Origin of the sequence: Blautia sp. 1033sp1_1033st1_G9_1033SCRN_220408, assembly GCF_040929965.1 — a bacterium.
Taxonomy (GTDB): domain Bacteria; phylum Bacillota; class Clostridia; order Lachnospirales; family Lachnospiraceae; genus Blautia_A; species Blautia_A ammoniilytica.
In genome coordinates this window covers 1-17,947 of the sequence record NZ_JBFKZO010000036.1, presented here as the reverse complement: position 1 = coordinate 17,947, position 17,947 = coordinate 1, and the positions used below count along the sequence as shown (strand labels likewise).

Below are 17,947 nucleotides of genomic sequence, written 5' to 3'. Positions count from 1 at the left end.
CAATGATTATGCTGATGAAAGAAGGCATAGATAACTGAATACAAGAAAGAGACGAAAGCCTCAGTAGTTAAGAAAAAGAGACTATGAGAAAAAGTCTGTAAATAAGATTCTTCTATGATATGCAAGGGTGGTGAGCTTACAGTTTGAGCTTTTCACCCTTGTTTTATATATAACAGTTGTTGAATCGCATGTCAAGAGCAGGCGGTTTTCCGCCTGCCTTGATCGTCGGTTTACTCGTTATTCTGGAAGACGACCTTCGTACATAATACTCAGTTCGCCATATACCTGCGCCCAGTTTCGAATCGTACTGGTCCATTTTTTCGTAGCCTCAAAAGTGGCCAGGTACAGCGCTTTTAAAAGGGCCGTATCGCTTGGGAATACACTTCTCTGCCGATTCAGCTTCCGGTAGGTGGAATTCAGGGATTCAATCGCATTGGTGGTATAAATCACCGTTCTGACCGTCGTTGAAAACTTGAAAATTGGAGAGATGGCATCCCAGTTATCCTTCCAGCGTTTCATGGAATTCGGATATTTGGGAGACCATTTTTCAGTTACACGATCTAAGGCTGCCAGCGCTTTCTTTTCATCTGCGGCCTGATAAATGGTCTTCAGATCCGCTGCAAATGCTTTTCTGTCCTTGTCAGGGACATATTTCAGTGTGTTTCTTACCTGGTGTACGATACAGCGCTGATACTCGGTTTTTGGAAAAGCTGCAGCGATTGCTTCTTTGATGCCGGTTAAACCATCTGCACAGATGATTAATACATCTTTGACACCCCGGTTTTTCAGTTCGTTCATAACGGAAAGCCAGTATTTTGCGCTTTCGTTGTCACCAACGCTGATGGTCAGAACCTCTTTCTTTCCTTCCGTGTTGATTCCAAGAATCACGTAAGCTGCAAGCTTTCGGATCACACCATTATCTCTTACGGAATAGTGAATTGCGTCGATGTAGAGAATGGGATAGACTTCGTCCAACGGCCGGTTCTGCCAGTCTTCGATCTGTGGCAGGATCTTATCGGTTACATCGGAAATAAAACTCTCTGAGGTCTCAAAGCCATAAATATCTTCGATGGTTTCGAAAATCTGTCGGGTAGTCATTCCTTTGGCATACATGGAAATGATCTTTTGATCAATATCAGAAATATCTTTCTGACGTTTTTTCACCACCTGTGGTTCAAATGTTGATTTTCGGTCCTGCGGCACTTCGATTTCCATCGATCCATATCGGCTGTTGATCTGTTTGCGCTTATACCAATTGCGGTAATCATCATTATCCGAACGTTCTGATTTTTCATAGCCGAGATGATCGTCCATTTCCGCTTCCATCATTTCCTTAATGGTACCGCCTAAAAGATCCTTGAGCGCATCCTGGATGTCTTCAGCAGACTGGATATCATACTCTTCCAGGAACTGATGGATGATGTTTCGTTTTCCTTCGGTCATTTGTACTCGATGTACTGGTTTCTTTTGTCTTGCCATAATAAAAGGTCCTCCTAATGATATTTATTGTATCATAGAAGAACCTTCTAAACATTATTTTACAGAAAAAGTTTCATACTCTCATATATCGGAAGTACGTAATAATTCTGCCGTTTCACCAGAAATGTATTTTCTCGGGTTCGGAAAGAAGTTTTCGCCACAGCGCTTAAAACTTTTTTGAGATATTGTGATTGGTGATAAATCAAGTTCATTGAAATAGCGCATATGGTTTTTCAGGTATGTATAGTCAAAACCATTTTTTGAAATATCAAGTCCGCTCTTGGGCGCGTTGACAACTTTTAGAATTTCTAATAATTCTTTTTTTATACGTGGCTTATAGTTACTTCCTTTAATAATGTCTCTTGCATCATCATAAAGCCAGAAGTCTCCAGTTCCATACATTGATCCTAAACGTTTGCAAAGTGTTGTATAAGGGTGCGTGTTAGAACCATTTAGAAGAAGTGCCTCATCATTGCCACAATGTATTTTCTTTTTATTAATTCGTAATTGTGATCGGTATTCCCGAAGTTCTATTCTTATTTGTCCGGTAGCATTTTCTATCTCAGAAGCATGTTCGGATGGAATAATACCATTTTCTTGTCTGGTAATTTCATCAAGTAGCTGGTTGAGTTTTAAATATATGGAAAGCTGATAACTTTTACAGGTTATTGTGATTGCATTTGGTTCTGGAATATACCGGTGTTGTGTATTGCTTAATATTTTTTCTAATTTAAAAGGATAAGGAATTAGAGCTTTTCTTAATAGTCGCATATATTCTTCAGCTACTTCCTGTTCAATAAACCAAAGATTGCAACAGTAATCAATTCGCTGAAATTTCCCGTCAGTCAGTTGCTCCTTGTAGGGGCTGCATAAATCATGTATGGCAGTATCAAGAATATCTGGAAGTTGAGAAAGCTGTTCTTTGGCAATAATATGTGTGCGTGGTTGCGATGTTTGCCCGGTAAGAATTCGTGGATTAATGGTGAATTTGATCTTATATTCGTGATAGTCCCTGTCTGGAATCATGCAATCTATAAATTCTATACGATTGAAGCCGAGAGGGTGCAATGTTCGGGTTGTATATTTTTCACATTTTTTGTGTTTGCGCTTTGCAAAAATACAATTTCGATTTTGAACTAGGTATTGAAAAAGTCCGTAGTATGTTTGGAGGCTACATCTATATCTATATGTAAGTGTATGAATAGAAAGAATTTCGGTTCCTGTAGTTTGTGTGTTTGTCATTTTTATGTCTCCTTTGCTCCTTTTTTATCGCATATTCAAATTTGCGACGGTATATTCCCAGTGCGTTGTACTGCAATGGGAGAATTTGTGGGCACATAAAATAGAGTTTTTGTCACCCTTATATATACCGCATTACACTATTGTTATACAAAAATAGTTTTTAATATATAGCTGACGACAAACAGTCAAATAAGAATATTTTGGAAGGAGTTTGTGCTATGTTTGAAGCAATACCAGAGATACTGACATTGAAACAGGGACAGGAGGTTTTGCATATTGGAAGAACTACAATCTTGAATATGATAAAACAGAAAGAATTAAAGGCTTTTAAGGTTCGGGGAAGATGGCGAATCCGTAAGAAAGACTTGGAAATGTATTTGTCACAGGTAGATAAAGAGTGAATGGATTTACGATAGGGCATCTGGATTGAACTAGATGCCCTATTGAAGTTTGAACTAAACAAAATTGTTGATAAGAAGATTGGATTAGTAATATTTCTATGCTTTGGCGTATTTGCGTTGTGTACCTTAAAGCTTATCAGCGATCAGAGTCAAGGCTTTCATTATATTAACAAATTTACGATACTGGATGTCGCCTTTGGACTTCACTTCAGAGACAAGCGCCGTTATTTCGGAATCTGTTTCGGAGATTTCATCAAGCAGTAGATAATCAATACTGATATTCAGAACTGAGCAGATAGAGACCAGCGTCTCCAGGGACATAGCTCTGGTTCCTCTCTCGATATGTCCGAGAAAGGCTGTGGAGATTCCTGTTAATTCTGCCAGTTGCTCCTGGGAGTAGGAATGGGCAATGCGTGATTGTCGTATCTTCTGACCGATTTCTGTATAATCAATAGATTTCATAAAAAACCTCCTTGTAATAATGATTATGCAATCAAAACATGAAGAGATAAATGAACTAAAAGAAGCAAAAGTTGACTAAAAGAAGCAACTGGAATATAATTAAAGAACATAATAACTTCGTATCAATAATTAGGGAGTACGAGGTTGTTGTAAAAACTATAGTGTGATTAGAAGTTAAGAAAGAAGGTATGGATTATGAGAAGAAAAGCGTGGGGAATTTTGATTACGGCTGCATTGTTGACAACAAGCGTACCTATGGCATCCACTGTATGTGCAGAAGATGGCTTTACAGATGGTGAGGCATTTAGCTCACAGATGGAAAAAGACGATTGGGTTCAAGGAGAAACTGAGGACTTTCAGGATGAACAGTCACTGGAAGAAAATGTGACAGAATTCAGTGTAGATCCAGAAGAAACGCTTATAGATGCAGGCGGTGAGACGGATGAGCTGAATAATTCAGAATATGAAGCTGGGGAAGTTAGAAAACTGGAGATTGGTAAGACATATAATATTATGTCTGATTTGCAACCGGATCATTATAGTTATGGAGATGAATTATATGTAAGTGTAGATTGTCCTGGTGCTGGACGAGTGAAGTTAATATTGAGTGATTGTACAACAAAAGATTTAAAGTGCTCAGATGGCTTACATTTTACTGGGAATGACAGTGCAGAAACATATTGGCATGCGGTAGATGCTGGAACATTGCAATATAATATTGCTACAGATTTTAATAAAAATAATGTGAAAATTAATCCAGAAGCAACTCTTACAGCAAAATTTGAAAGTATAAATGACTATAATGGGGAATTAGTAGGAAATCATTCTTTTGATACAGCAACCTCAATGAAATTAAATACTTTATATGAAGGAAGTATTGTAGGGCAAGATTCAGAAGATGATTATTATAAATTTGTGATGGATAAGCCCGGTAAGATAATGGTTACTTGTTCTGGGTATCCTTTTTCAGCAGTTTTATATGAAGAGGATGTAAATGGTAATACCAATATGCTAATGAATTATATTGACAGCGTAAGACAAAGAGTACCAGCGGGGACTTATTATATTAAGGTCCAAACAGACAGATATGCTTTTAACACAAGTTATCTTGGAGAGTATACCATAGAGGTTGAGGCAACTTATGAATCTGCTGATGAGTATGAGCAGGAAAATAATAATGTAAAAAGTCATGCAAATGAAAAGAATCCCAATCATTGGTACACTGGAAATTTAAATAGCAAGGAAGACATAGATTGCTTTAAGTTTGAGCTTACGGAAAGAAGTGTTGTAGCTATAGAATTTCGGGTACCGAGACAGAGTTCGGAAGGTATTTTTAAAATTGCACTATGTGATAAGAACATGAATGAAATAAACAGTGCCAGCAATACAAAGAATGCTTATCTGAAAATGAGTGATGGAATATATGAACCTGGAATATATTATATCAGAGTAACGGCGAATGAAGAGATGAATTATAGTGATGCAACATATCTTTTGTATGACTACTCTTTTAATTTCAACCAGATGAAATATATACCGGTATCTGAAATTTCCATTCCTTCATCTGTAAGTGTAAAAAAGGATGAAAAAATATCATTAAATCCAGTGGTAATACCAGACAATGCATACAACAAAGGGCTGACATGGAGTACCAGTGATTCTAGGATTGCAATTGTTGATCAAGACGGAAATGTAACTGGTTGTAACGAAGGTAATGCATTAATTACTGCAAAGGCAAACGATGACAGCGGAGTATCTGTTACTTGTGCGGTAAAAGTATATACTGTTAAGGTATCGGAAATTTCCTTATCTGCAAACCAAATGAATGTAAAGCCGGGAGACTTATTTAATTTAACAGTGTCCATAAATCCATCAGATGCCTATAATAAATCCCTTGAGTGGACTAGTAGTAACGACGAGATTGCTACAGTCAATAACGAGGGTTGGGTAGAAGCGAAGAATGTTGGAACTGCAGTGATTACTGCTACATCTAAAGATGGAAGTAATATATCAGCTTCTTGTATAATAAGCGTAGAAAATGTGAAAGTATCTCAAATTACCCTGTCAGAAACGATTGTAAATACAGAATCGAGAAGTCGCTTTTTCATAGTAGCAACTGTAAATCCGACAGATGCATATGATAAAGAAGTGAAATGGAGCAGTAGTAATTCTGATGTAGCATATATTGATGAAAAGGGACGAGTGGAAACTTATAAAAGTGGTTCAGCGGTGATTACAGCTACAGCTACGGATGGAAGTAATGTATCAGCATCTTGTGTGATAAATGTAACAAACAAAATCATTTATCAGCTAAATGGTGGAAAGAATAATAGTTCTAACCCTACTGTTATAAATGGTAACCAGATTAATCTAAAGAACCCAACCAGAGCAGGATATATATTCAAAGGCTGGTATAAAGATGGCAAAAAGGTTGCACAAATTCCAGCAGGGTATGCTGCGGATATGAGATTGGTAGCTAAATGGGAAAAAGTAACAGTGGGAAAACCGGTTATTACTTCTTTTTATAATAAATCTGGTAAGAAAGCAGTACTTAAGTTTAAAGGAGTAAGTAAGGCAAATGGTTATCAAATCGTATATTCTACTGATAAAAAAATGAAAAAGAAATGCACTACTATTACTACAAAATCCAAAAAATATACACTGAAAAAATTGTCTAAAAAGAAAACCTATTATGTAAAAGTAAGAGCTTATAGGATTGACTCAACTGGTAAAATGAAATATGGGAAATATACAAGTGTTAGTAAAGTTAAAATAAACAAATAGTAGGAATGCTATTTGTTTGATTTGACGTAAATTGACAATTTATTTGCCATACACGTACAAGAAATAATTGTATTGATGTACATAAGAGCAACCTGTTATACGGAGCTGAGACGTGAGTATGCGTTTCAGCTCTTTTTACTTTCATTAAGAAATGAAATGTTAAACTACAAATTCATGGAAGCATTAAAACAGACAATTTACGCACAGACAGGCTGGAAATCTGACTGTATGGGGAGTTTGATGGATGAAGGACCGACATCGGATACGGCATTGGAAATTTCTCCTTGTAAGTAAATTATTGTGCAATCAAAATCTAAAAAGAAGGATGCACTAATAGAAGTAATTATTGACTATAAGAATTATAAGCAATATAATGAAGATATGGTATTTCAGTTACGAAATAAAGGGCGGAAAAGAATCTTTTTACAGTAATTCATTTTAGATTTCGAAGTATATTTATAGAGTGGTTTTGTTTCATTGCAGTGGGAATCTATTGGTGCATTGATTGGTAGTGTACGGAATGAGGAGGTAAGGAATGAAAAGGAAAGAAAGTTGGAAAAAAGCAGTTTTGATATTAGGAATTACATTAGTGGGGAGTGGGATAGGAGGAAAAGGCATAGCACCTGTTTCAGTATATGCTGAGCCAGAATATAATCCACTAGAAGAAGATATTAAAATTCCGAGTGAAGATTATAATGAAATAAAAGAACTTGTTGATGAGTATCTGGATGAAGAGAAAGACAGGAAAAAGAAAAAAATAGCTAAAAAGCTGAGAAAAAAAGATGAGGATATGGTAAAACAGTGGCTTTTCAATTATGCCATTGATAAATGTGACTATAATTTAGATGACACAGCAAAAATTGCAGAGCTTTATGAAATGGTGTATCCGGATGATGAATGTCAGGATGTATGGGACAATGTGTCAGGGTTTTGTCATCGGGGAATCTCATATGAGGATCAGATAAACACAATGCAGAGAAAATATGATTCTAACTCTATAGAGGTAAGCACAGGTACGTTTTACATATCAAATAAACTGGATACTCAATATGGAGATGGATTCGAAGGTGCTCTCAATAAATTTGCAGATTATCTGGAACCGGACAACACATTGGCTTATGCAGGATATGATCCATCAGGCACAGAGTGTGTGATTCTTACCGAAAAAGCTTTTGAATATGGTGGAAACCAAGAAATTGCATATTCTTATGACGGAGAGAAAAGAACGGTATATACTACAGATGGATTTGAGCGAGAAGTACCAGTTTATGTACAAGTGGATATGAGTACTATGGATCAGCGAAATCAAGATGCAACTAACGTTGCTAATATGAAAGGACAATTAAAGTGGGTTGAATATAGTATTCGTTACAAGCTGGAAGGTAAAACGACTTCAGAGGTTTTTGAAGGAGACTATATTTTCCCTGCTAGCAGTAAACGAGAATTGACAGATGAAGATTTGGAATTGTCAGAAATTAATGCGGAAATGATTCAGATTGGAATCAATGAGATTTATGCAAGACATGGACGAATTTTTGCAGATCCTAGCTGGGCTGCTTATTTTGATGGAAAGGATTGGTATAAAGGCACTGTTCAGCCGGAAGAATTTGATGAGAATATCTTTTCCCAGACCGAAAAAGACAATATATATTTTTTGGAAGCAAAGTATGAATTGTATGGTGGAAGTAGTGTAACAGAAAAAGATAGCGAGAACATTAGCTATGTTATCAATTGTGAGGAGAGTATCACATTATGGGAGAAACCAGACATTTCTTCTGCTGAACTTTGTCAGATTCCATTGGGAACTGAGGTGAATGTATTACAAGGTGCTCCCAATGGTTTTGTGCAGGTGGATTATGAAGGAATGACAGGATTCTGTTTAGGCTCTTATTTATCTGAGATACAATGAATGGAAGGTTCTATAATCAATCGCACAATAAAAAATTATAATGATGTATTATCTTCACAGAAGGAGGAAACCAATTACATAATAGCAACCTGTTATACGGAGCTGAAACGTGAGTATGCGTTTCAGCTCTTTTTACTTTCATCAAGGGAGGAATGAAATGTTAAACTACAAAGAATTCATGGAAGCGTTAAAACAGACAATTTATTCACAGACAGGCTGGAAATCTGACTGTATGGGGAGTCTGACGGATGAAGGACCGACATCGGATACGGCATTGGAGATTCATTATATGAATACAGACAGAGATGCATCTGTTATTTCAATCAGAGTCCCGGAACTGTATGCCAGATACCAGATTGGGGAAAGTATTACATCCATAGCGGATTCAGTTATCGGGACGATCCGTGAGGATGACAGATTCTGTCTGGCACAGGCAGTCAGCCAGTGCAAAAATTATGAGCTGGCAAAAGAGCATTTATTTATTAGTGCAGAAAGTATTCACAATGAGGAAGCACTGACACAGTGTATATATCAGACTGTCGGTGATATTGCAATTTGTCCAAACCTTAAACTGTTAGACCGAAACGGTAAGATGATCGGATTGAAAGTTGCCCCGGAATTTCTGAAATTATGGAAGACAGATGAAAACGAAGTAATAAAGGCTGCAGTGAGGAATTCATCAAAATTATATCCTGCCAGATATTACAACTTTCTGAAAGCCCTGTTTATGCAGGAGTATAAAGGGGAAGATTTCATGGAAGAGGACAGTTCTTCCGTCCTTCTGGAAGGAAATGGGGACAAGTGTATCAGCACCACCATACTACAGCATGGTGCAGCTGCAATTTTCTATCCGGGAGTCTGCAGAAAAATTTGTGAAGTATTGGGGGCAGAAAGCTTATATCTGGTGTTTACATCTGTCCATGAAGTCATGGTATCTGCAGTAAGAGCGGATTTATCAGTGGAAGAAATGCAGAGAAAGCTGCACAATGGATCAAGGACAGTAAAAGAACCAGAAGAAAAGCTGACAGAACAGATCTATTGCTATGATGGAAAAAGTAACTGCATCCGTCTGGCAAAAGGTGAGGGAAAAGTGTTTCAGTGTGATGAATAAGGGGGAATCGTAATTGCAGAGAATTATTATCAGTATTTTATCAGCAGCGGTTGTAATCTGGGATGAGATCATGAAAAGAAAAGGAGAGAAATAATCATGGCAGCAAATGTGGAGACAATGTTTTATACAAGAGAAAAACCATGGCACGGATTGGGAACAATGGTAGCAGAAGCGCCAAATTCCAAGGATGCATTACGCCTTGCAGGACTTAACTGGAAAGTTCTCCAAGAGCCAGTCTACACAGAAAATGAAGAACTGATCCAGGGGTATAAAGCGAATGTAAGAGACACGGACCGCAAGGTGCTGGGCGTGGTAACAGACCGTTACAAGGTAATCCAGAATGAAGAAGCCTTTGCTTTTACAGATACATTACTGGGCGAGGGTGTCCGTTATGAGACAGCCGGTTCCCTGCAGGAAGGACGCCGTGTGTGGATGCTTGCCAGAATGCCAAGGGAGTTTATCATTGGCGGTGAGCGGATCAGTCCGTATATGGTATTTTCCAATACCCATGACGGTTCGGGAGCCGTGAAGACTGCCCTGACTCCAATCCGTGTAGTCTGCAATAACACACTGAACCTGGCACTTCGTACAGCAAAGCGGAGCTGGTCTATGATCCATACTGGGGATATCAGTGGGAAAATTGAAGAAGCTAAAAACACCCTGCTTCTGGCAGATGAATACATGACTGCGCTGGGACAGGAATTTGAGAATCTGAGGAAAATCAAGCTGTCAGAGAAACAGGTATTGGATTATATTAAGATTCTTCTTCCAATGGAAGAAAATTATTCTCTGCTTCAGAAACGTGGTGTAGAAAAACTGAGAGCAGACATGAAAATGAGATATTTTGATGCACCTGATCTGAAAGACGTTGGAAACAACGGATATAGATTTGTAAATGCAGTATCTGATTTTGCAACACATTCTACACCAAGAAGAAAGACAGCAAATTATAAAGAAAATATTTTCGCCAGAACAGCAGACGGCAATCCGATGATTGACCGGGCATACCAGCTGGTCAAGGCAGCATGAATTACCGATGGGACTATCGCAATAAGCCGTTTTTATACAGAATATGGATGTTTAATAGTGACTGCATCTAAATTTTGTATGTATTTCGGCAGAAGCGATAGTCCCATGCTTTTTTCAAAATATAGGAGACAGGCATAATGAACCAAAAAGTGAAAGAAGAATTAAAACAGGAATTTGTCCAGAAACTTTACGGAGAATTTTCCACTTACAGAGAACATCTGCTGAGTGAAAACCCGACGGATCTGATCGCCGAGGCATACAAGATTGAGACCTTTTCATCATTATATGAGGTGCTTCTGGCAAAATCAGCACAGCTTAGTGACGTTGCACTTTTAAACCTTTTGAATATGTCAAGCGGGATTCTGGAAGGTATGTACAAGAAATGGCTTGGTGTAAAAGACCATTCATACCAGGAACTAGAAGAGTATGTGGGACATGAGGTCGAAGATCTGGAAGGATATGACCTTCCAGAAGCAGTATAAATAGTTAAGACTGTAAGAAATAAAAAGCAGGAAAGTTGAAAAACAGGAGGACAGGAATTATGAGACGAAAAATGACACCGACAGGAAACCTTACAAGAGAAGAATGGTTACAGCTTAGAAGAAACGGAATCGGCGGTTCTGATGCTTCTGTGATTATGGGAAAGAATCCTTACAGAAGTATTTTACAGCTGTGGGAAGAAAAAACAGGAAAGCTGCCAGTTTCAGATAATGGAAATGAATTTACTTACTGGGGGAATGTGATGGAACCGATTATCCGCAAGGAGTTTATGAACCGTACCGGGCTTAAGGTGCGCCAGAAACATGCAATGATTTTTCACGAAGAGTATCCGTATCTGTTTGCAGATGTAGACGGAATTGTTACAGATGAGCGGGGGGAGAAATGTATCTTTGAAGCAAAGACAGCGAGCCAGTATAAGGCTGACCAGTGGGAAAATGGTGTACCCGAGGAATATGTATTGCAGGTACAGCATTATCTGGCAGTTTGCGGCATGAATAAGGCATATATAGCAGCACTGATTGGCGGCAATAAATTTGTCTTCACTACAATTTACAGAGATGATTCATTAATTGAAGAACTGACCGCCAGGGAAAAGGAGTTCTGGGAAGAGTGCGTACTTACAGGCACAGAGCCTGTTGTAGATGATTCTGAGGCAACCCGGGAATATCTGAATGAAAAATATAGTGATTCAGTAGCGGATACGATTCAGCTTGAAGCAGATATGAAAAAGGTTATAGCACAGTACCAGGATGTTGATTCCAAGGTGAAAGAACTTGAAAAGCAGAAGACAGGGCTGGCTAACCGGATTAAGGCTGTGATGGGGGAGTACGAGACTGGTGAATTAGATGGAATCGTTGTTTCCTGGAAGAAAATCAGCCGGGAATCTGTGGACAGCAGAAGACTCCGCAAGGAAAAGCCAGAGATATTTGCAGAATACAGCAATGTCAGCTCATATAGAAAATTATCTGTTGCGTAGTGATTACAGGGGGAAAGATTATGGCAGAAAAAAGAATCCGGAATTTAAATCCGGAAGAGATTGAGTGCCGTGTAGGTGCAATCATGGAGCAGGGAATCACTCTGCTCCTTTATAAAAATGCAAGGGTAGATCAGATGATACTGGATGAAGTGTTTGGAATCTGCGGATGGCAGAGAAGGCATAATATGATTGGAAATGAGCTGTACTGTATCCTCAGCATCTGGGATGATGAGAAAAAGCAGTGGGTTCAGAAAGAAGACGTAGGAACAGAAAGCGACTATGAAAAGGCGAAAGGTGCCGCATCGGACTCTTTTAAACGAGCCTGCTTTAATATTGGTATTGGACGGGAGCTGTATTCGGCTCCTTTTATTTATATTCCCATAAATAAAGTGCGGATGGGCGAGAAGAATGGGAGAAAGTCTGTGAAGGACAGCTTTTCAGTGAAGACTATCCAGACCACCGCCGACAAGGTGATCACAGCACTGGAGATTGTAAACCAGAGAAGTGAAACGGTATATAGCTATCAGGTGGCACAGACAGCTTCTGTTCAGGTGACAAAGCCTGATGATGAGAAAACACAAGTCCAGAGAATATCAGATGGGGAAATTCAGATTCTGTATGCGGAGCTTGGAAGAACAGGAGTTACTATGCAGCAGATCCTGAAACGGTATGGAATCACATCTATACAGGAACTGGATCAGGTGACTTATAAAAGAGCGCTCAATGGTTTGAAGCGAACCAAAAGTGCAGCATAAAGCAAAGAAAATGGAGGATAAATCAATATGGATTATAAAGAATTTGTGGAAGAACTGGTAAAGGAAATCAAGAAAGAGACAGGATTCAGAGTGGAATTTTGTGCAGCGGATGAAGAAGAAACACAGGACTGTATGAATGTGTACACGAATGAAAACGGAAAGCTTCGTCTGCTGACAGAGAAAACATATTGTAAAATGAAAACAGAAGGAAAAACACTCACTGAGATTGTACAGGCGGTCAAACAGTCAACAGATAATTTCCTGAAAATGGGAATCCCAGGCAAGCTGAAACAGCTGCAGTGCTATGAACAGGTAAAGGACGAGCTGTTTATCAGACCACTTAATATGGAAAAGAAAAAGGAAGAACTGGAAAATTCTCTTTACAAGCAGAACGGAGAAATCGCATTGACTTTATATATGAAAATCTCTGACGAGGATGGAAAGCTTACGAGCTGTAAAGTACCTTTAAGCTATGTCGAGAAATGGCCTGTAAAGGAAGAGACTGTTTTTGAGGAAGCTATGAAAAATACTATGTCGATGATGCCGCCAAGAGTATGCGAATTATTGAAACTGGTTCTGAATCCGGCTTATGAGGGAGAGGATATCTATGCTTCTGACTATATTCCGGAAAAAGGCGGGATAGGAAACTGTATGAGTACAAGTTCAAAAACAAATGGGGCAGTGGCAATCTTTTATCCGGGAGTTGCAAAGACATTTTGTCATAAGCTTGGGGCAGATGGCTTGTATCTGGTATTTACAAGTGTTCATGAGGTGATGATTCATGATGAGGAAAGTGTGGAGTCTGAAAATTTGAAAACAATTCTGGAAGAGACAATAGAAGAAGCAATCCCGGAAGAGGATGTGCTTACCAGACATATTTATCACTATGATCTGAAATCAGACCAGATCGAAATGCTAGCGGCATAGTGTTACAAGTGAGTTTCTGGCTGGTGATTTTCGGATGACCGGGATCACCAGCTAGGAATGTAAGATCAAAAAGGTATCAAATCTAACGACCGTCAGACCTGGAACGGTATATATTGTGGCAAAACCAGCGAAAAGGTTCACTTTTGATACTTTTTTTGATAACGTCAGTTTTGATACAGATGTAGCACTGAGGTTTATAAAATTTTCAGATTTAGGTAATTTCTTTTCATGGAAATACCGTATGGATTATGATATATTAAATATAGAAGAAACGGATATAGGAGGTGTCGAAAACGGCTGAGAAAAACAACATAAAACCGGATACCATACTAAAGACATTTTGGCGGGATAATGATCATTTCGCAGATTTATTTAATGCAGCGTTATTTGATGGGGAACAGGTGCTATGCCCTGCTGATCTCACGGAAGTTGATACAGATGTTTCCTCCATGGTGAAATTTAACAACCATGCAGAGACGGTTCAGAAAGTCCTGGACGTGGTGAAGAAAACAGCCTATGGAGTGGATTTTGTTATCTGGGGGCTGGAGAACCAGAGTAAAATTCACTATGCAATGCCTTTACGGCATATGATCGGGGATTCCTTTTCGTATCTGAAGGAATACAACGAGATTGCAGCCAGGAACAAGGCTGAGAAAGGGTTTGAGTCTTCTGATGAATTCCTTTCCAACTTAAAGAGGACAGACAGGCTTCATCCAGTGATAAGCCTGTGCGTATATTATGGAGAAAAAGAATGGGACGGCCCGTTCTGTCTGGCAGATATGCTGGAAATCCCAGAGAAACTGAAACCATTGGTATCCGATTATAAAATGAACCTGCTTCAGTTAAGAAAAAGTGGATCACTGCGGTTCCATAATGCAGATGTGGATACCGTATTTGATGTAAGCCGTTCCATTTATGAGAAGGATTTTCAGAAGATCAATACTGTGTATAAAGAAAAGGCAATCCCGGCAGAACTCGGAGTCGTGATCGGAGCAATCACAGAATCCCAGAGCCTGATTAACCATGCTTTGCAATCAGAGAAAAAAGGAGGGCAGATTTATATGTGTGGTGCATTAGAGGAATTGGTAAACGAGGGCGTTCAGCGCGGCAGACAGGAAGGAAGAATCGAAGGCCTCCAGGAGGGAATCCAGGAAGGAATCCAGGCTAATATTAGAACTTGTAAAACTTTTAAAATCAGTAAATCAGATACGATTAAGAATGTTGTAAAAGAATTTGCTTTGTCAGAAGATGAGGCAAAAGCTTACGTGGAGAAATATTGGTAGGAACTAAATATAATCAGAAATATGTGAGGGCAGAATCGGTAGAGGGTTCTGCCCTAATTTTATCTATAGAAAGGAAATGATAAAATGAAAGTCTATGGGTATTGCAGAATTTCTACATTCAAGCAGTCAATGGAGCGGCAGATCAGAAATATTAAGCTGGCATATCCAGATGCGGTTATTGTAAAAGAAACATACACAGGAACGAAAATACAGGGACGGAAAGAATTTGAAAAACTGATCAAAGTTGTTTCTTCTGGTGATACGCTGATCTTTGATTCGGTATCTCGTATGAGCCGTACTGCACAGGAGGGGTACGGAATGTATGAAGAATTATATAAGCGTGGAGTGTCATTGGTATTTTTAAAAGAGCCGCATATAAATACCAGTACCTATCAACAGGCAATGGAAAAACAGTTATCTGTAAATTTTAAAACAGGCGATCAAGCATCAGAAGAATTACTGGCTGGTATATTCGGCGCACTTAACCGTTATATGCTCAATCTTGCAAGGCGACAGATCCAGCTCGCATTTGAACAGGCAGAGAAAGAGGTTGCAGATTTGCACCAAAGAACACGTGAAGGAATTCAGACCGCGCGGCTTCATGGAAAACAAATCGGGCAGCTTCCCGGAAAGAAGCTTGTTACTAAGAAATCTGTAAAATCGAAGCAGTTGATACAAAAGTACAGCCGGGATTTTGGTGGATCTTTGGGAGATGCAGAGTGTATAAAGCTCATCGGAATCTCAAAAGGCAGTTACTATAAATATAAGAAGGAATTGAAAAACACGGAATTGAGTAATGAGGGGAAAACGCCATTGAACAATGCCAAGGAAAACCAAGTTAAACTTTCATGAGCTGAAATCAACTGGATAGCTAGAACATTTTTATAATTGTCATAGATTATGCGAGGTGATGAAAATGCTAGATAATATTCCTGATACATTGACATTGGCTGAATTACAGAGTGTCCTTCAGATTGGAAAAAATACGGCACTAAGTCTCGTGCATAACGATATTATTACAGGACATCGAGTTGGTGGGAAGTGGTTGTTCTTGAAGGAGGATGTTGTGGAATTTATAAAAAACAGTTAGTTCTATATGGGTATTTAAAATGAATATATTGTTTTGAAATGAGGGCTGAATGGTGTTGGTGCTGTTCAGCTCTTGATTTTTTCCATATTCATTTGATATAAGTAATTATTGGGAACACAATGCGCATTGTGAAAAGAGTTTTCAATAGAAATGGTGTTTACACGCACAGGAAAGAAGTGTTATTATTTTTATTGAAACTATTGATGGAGTTAATGGAGGGAAAACTGAAGAATGAATAATATGGAAAAAAATGACTATGATAATATAGACAACGATTCGTCTGAAGTGGTATATGACAATTGGAAATTTGTTTATGATAATATAGTACAGAAGTATCAAAAAAATAAGAAATTTACACAACGAGAAATTGCAAGGGTTGTGGGAATGACTTATACGACGCTAAATTCTTGGACAAAAAAAAGAAGTAGACGTATTTCAAGTTATTTGGATTTTTATATGTTAATGTATTTGTGGGCAGGTGAAGAGTATTGGGGAAATATAAAATCATTTTTAGAGGAAAAAGTTTTAAAAAGATTTTTGACAGACACAACGAATGAAAAATTCTATGAAGAATTACAGTCTGACTTTGAAAAGAACAAGGACGTGTATTGTGTCAGAAAACAAGAAATGTACCAACGACTTAAAGAATCGGAAATGTTTGATGACAATATAATCAAGGAAATGTTTCCAAATATCTTTGAAGAAAATACTAATACAGGTAATACGAAACCGGAGAGTTTACAAGCGGCAGATGAAGGTGGATGTGTACTTGAAAAGAATGCTGAAAGTGAGGGAAAATCTGATGTTGAGTGCCAAAATGTTTCAGTGGAAAAAATAGAGAATCAAAATAATTTTAAGCCTATTATGAATGCAATTACACAGAGGGCGATTGCAGAGAAAATACCAACTGGAAAATTTACAGATATACAGCAAAAAGAGATTGCCTATCGTAAAAAAGCATTAGATTCAATATGCGGAGTACAAGAAAAAAAGAAGTGGTTATTAAAAAATACGGCAGAATATATAAAGGCAAAACTAAATTTAGATAATACATACCATGAAAGGGTGATAGATAGTAACAAAATGATATTGGAATCGGATAACAATAATAATTTATCCCCAATCATTATTATGTGGTGCGATGAAAATAACTGGGAACAGCAAAAGGGTATATTGCAAAAACAACAAAAAGATTTTCATCAAAAGCTGTTTGTATTGGTAATAGATTCGTGGGTTAAAGATGATGTTTTGTTTATATCTAAAATTCAGTGTGTTTACCCTGTTTTAGTAACAGACTTGACTAAGTATTGTGCGGTATATAATGATGGGGCTGACTACATAAAAAAGGATGAGGTAGAATCAATTGTAAAGAGTGAATTTGTTTATATGCTTATGGGAAGTGTACTTCCATGGTATTAAACTTGAGATACTGCTTACGTGGAGCAGTATCTTTTTTTGTCTCCTCCAATATGCCCCTTAAAGGTTGGAACTGGAGGTATATTGTTAACTTCCAGAAATTTTACAACTAAATCAATCTTCTTTCTCCTGATGTAAAAGGTACACAATCAAAAAGCGGAAAAAATCATATTGGTCACCGATAACTTAAATATCCATGCGCCATCTTCTTTGTACAAGGCATTTTCAGCAAAAGAAGCCAACCGTTTAACCAAATGTTTTGAATGGCATTACACGCCAAAACATGGAAGCTGGTTGGATATGTCAGAAATAGAAATAGGGGTTATGAGCCGCCAGGCACTTGCAAAACCATTTCCAGATCTCGAAAGTTTTGAAAAACAGGTTCGTAGCTGGACAGTGAATCGAAATGCAAAATGCGTAAAAATAAACTGGCAGTTCACGACAGCTGATGCCAGAATTAAACTGGCAAAATTATATCCAACAACACTTTAAAACTAGATGGATGGAGAGCGTTTCAAGTTTTGTGTAAACAGAAAAAACTGATATAAGATATGTCATTAGTTATCGAGGACAGAACCTGTT

Annotated in this window: 17 protein-coding genes and 1 pseudogene; 15 read left to right on the top strand and 3 right to left on the bottom strand. The window is 38.2% G+C overall.

Going from position 1 to position 17,947, the window contains the following annotated elements; all coding sequences use genetic code 11:
* Window positions 1-237: 237 nt before the first annotated feature.
* Together AB5916_RS16710 and AB5916_RS16705 are read right to left on the bottom strand one after the other, a co-directional pair.
* A complete protein-coding gene (locus tag AB5916_RS16710) occupies window positions 238-1,479 on the bottom strand; it encodes an IS256 family transposase (protein WP_368191965.1) in 1,242 nt (413 codons plus the stop codon).
* Window positions 1,480-1,560: 81 nt separating this feature from the next.
* Window positions 1,561-2,721, bottom strand: a complete 1,161-nt coding sequence (locus AB5916_RS16705) for a hypothetical protein (RefSeq protein WP_368191963.1) — start codon at window positions 2,719-2,721, stop codon at window positions 1,561-1,563.
* A 218-nt stretch (window positions 2,722-2,939) separates the two neighbouring features.
* On the opposite strand from AB5916_RS16705, the gene AB5916_RS16700 reads away from it, so the two are divergent.
* Window positions 2,940-3,122, top strand: a complete 183-nt coding sequence (locus AB5916_RS16700) for a helix-turn-helix domain-containing protein (RefSeq protein ID WP_270413925.1) — start codon at window positions 2,940-2,942, stop codon at window positions 3,120-3,122.
* 126 nt (window positions 3,123-3,248) lie between these two features.
* On the opposite strand, the gene AB5916_RS16695 is transcribed toward AB5916_RS16700, so the two are convergent.
* A complete protein-coding gene (locus AB5916_RS16695) occupies window positions 3,249-3,584 on the bottom strand; it encodes a helix-turn-helix domain-containing protein (RefSeq protein ID WP_368191961.1) in 336 nt (111 codons plus the stop codon).
* Window positions 3,585-3,779: 195 nt separating this feature from the next.
* On the opposite strand from AB5916_RS16695, the gene AB5916_RS16690 reads away from it, so the two are divergent.
* The 14 genes and pseudogenes from AB5916_RS16690 to AB5916_RS16625 form a co-directional block, all read left to right on the top strand.
* Entirely contained in the window at window positions 3,780-6,368 is a 2,589-nt protein-coding gene (locus tag AB5916_RS16690; RefSeq protein ID WP_368191960.1) for an Ig-like domain-containing protein, read from the top strand.
* A 535-nt stretch (window positions 6,369-6,903) separates the two neighbouring features.
* On the top strand, window positions 6,904-8,277 hold the full coding sequence (locus AB5916_RS16685; RefSeq protein WP_368191958.1) for a YARHG domain-containing protein: 1,374 nt from the start codon (window positions 6,904-6,906) through the stop codon (window positions 8,275-8,277).
* 157 nt (window positions 8,278-8,434) lie between these two features.
* The gene (locus AB5916_RS16680) at window positions 8,435-9,388 is read left to right on the top strand and encodes a DUF5688 family protein (protein ID WP_368191956.1); all 954 of its coding nucleotides are present in this window, start codon (window positions 8,435-8,437) and stop codon (window positions 9,386-9,388) included.
* Between the two features lie 96 nt (window positions 9,389-9,484).
* Window positions 9,485-10,417, top strand: a complete 933-nt coding sequence (locus tag AB5916_RS16675; protein WP_368191954.1) for a DUF932 domain-containing protein — start codon at window positions 9,485-9,487, stop codon at window positions 10,415-10,417.
* 137 nt (window positions 10,418-10,554) lie between these two features.
* On the top strand, window positions 10,555-10,899 hold the full coding sequence (locus AB5916_RS16670; protein WP_226855472.1) for a DUF3848 domain-containing protein: 345 nt from the start codon (window positions 10,555-10,557) through the stop codon (window positions 10,897-10,899).
* A gap of 59 nt (window positions 10,900-10,958) precedes the next feature.
* On the top strand, window positions 10,959-11,894 hold the full coding sequence (locus AB5916_RS16665; protein WP_368191952.1) for a YqaJ viral recombinase family protein: 936 nt from the start codon (window positions 10,959-10,961) through the stop codon (window positions 11,892-11,894).
* A 20-nt stretch (window positions 11,895-11,914) separates the two neighbouring features.
* A complete protein-coding gene (locus AB5916_RS16660; protein ID WP_195700470.1) occupies window positions 11,915-12,649 on the top strand; it encodes a hypothetical protein in 735 nt (244 codons plus the stop codon).
* Between the two features lie 27 nt (window positions 12,650-12,676).
* Entirely contained in the window at window positions 12,677-13,576 is a 900-nt protein-coding gene (locus AB5916_RS16655; RefSeq protein WP_368191950.1) for a DUF5688 family protein, read from the top strand.
* Window positions 13,577-13,691: 115 nt separating this feature from the next.
* Window positions 13,692-13,877, top strand: coding sequence for a hypothetical protein (locus AB5916_RS16650; protein WP_368191949.1), 186 nt, complete (start codon window positions 13,692-13,694; stop codon window positions 13,875-13,877).
* A complete protein-coding gene (locus AB5916_RS16645) occupies window positions 13,861-14,859 on the top strand; it encodes a hypothetical protein (protein WP_368191947.1) in 999 nt (332 codons plus the stop codon). The genes AB5916_RS16650 and AB5916_RS16645 overlap by 17 nt, the downstream gene beginning before the upstream one ends.
* Before the next feature lie 84 nt (window positions 14,860-14,943).
* Window positions 14,944-15,711, top strand: a complete 768-nt coding sequence (locus AB5916_RS16640; protein ID WP_368191946.1) for a recombinase family protein — start codon at window positions 14,944-14,946, stop codon at window positions 15,709-15,711.
* Between the two features lie 58 nt (window positions 15,712-15,769).
* Complete coding sequence (locus AB5916_RS16635; RefSeq protein ID WP_368191945.1) at window positions 15,770-15,949, top strand: helix-turn-helix domain-containing protein; 180 nt, start codon at window positions 15,770-15,772, stop codon at window positions 15,947-15,949.
* Window positions 15,950-16,180: 231 nt separating this feature from the next.
* Window positions 16,181-17,368 carry a hypothetical protein gene (locus AB5916_RS16630; RefSeq protein WP_368191943.1) on the top strand — a complete coding sequence of 396 codons (1,188 nt, stop codon included), beginning with the start codon at window positions 16,181-16,183 and terminating at the stop codon, window positions 17,366-17,368.
* Window positions 17,369-17,527: 159 nt separating this feature from the next.
* Window positions 17,528-17,857, top strand: a pseudogene (locus AB5916_RS16625) (transposase); the annotation flags it as partial.
* Window positions 17,858-17,947 lie beyond the last annotated feature (90 nt).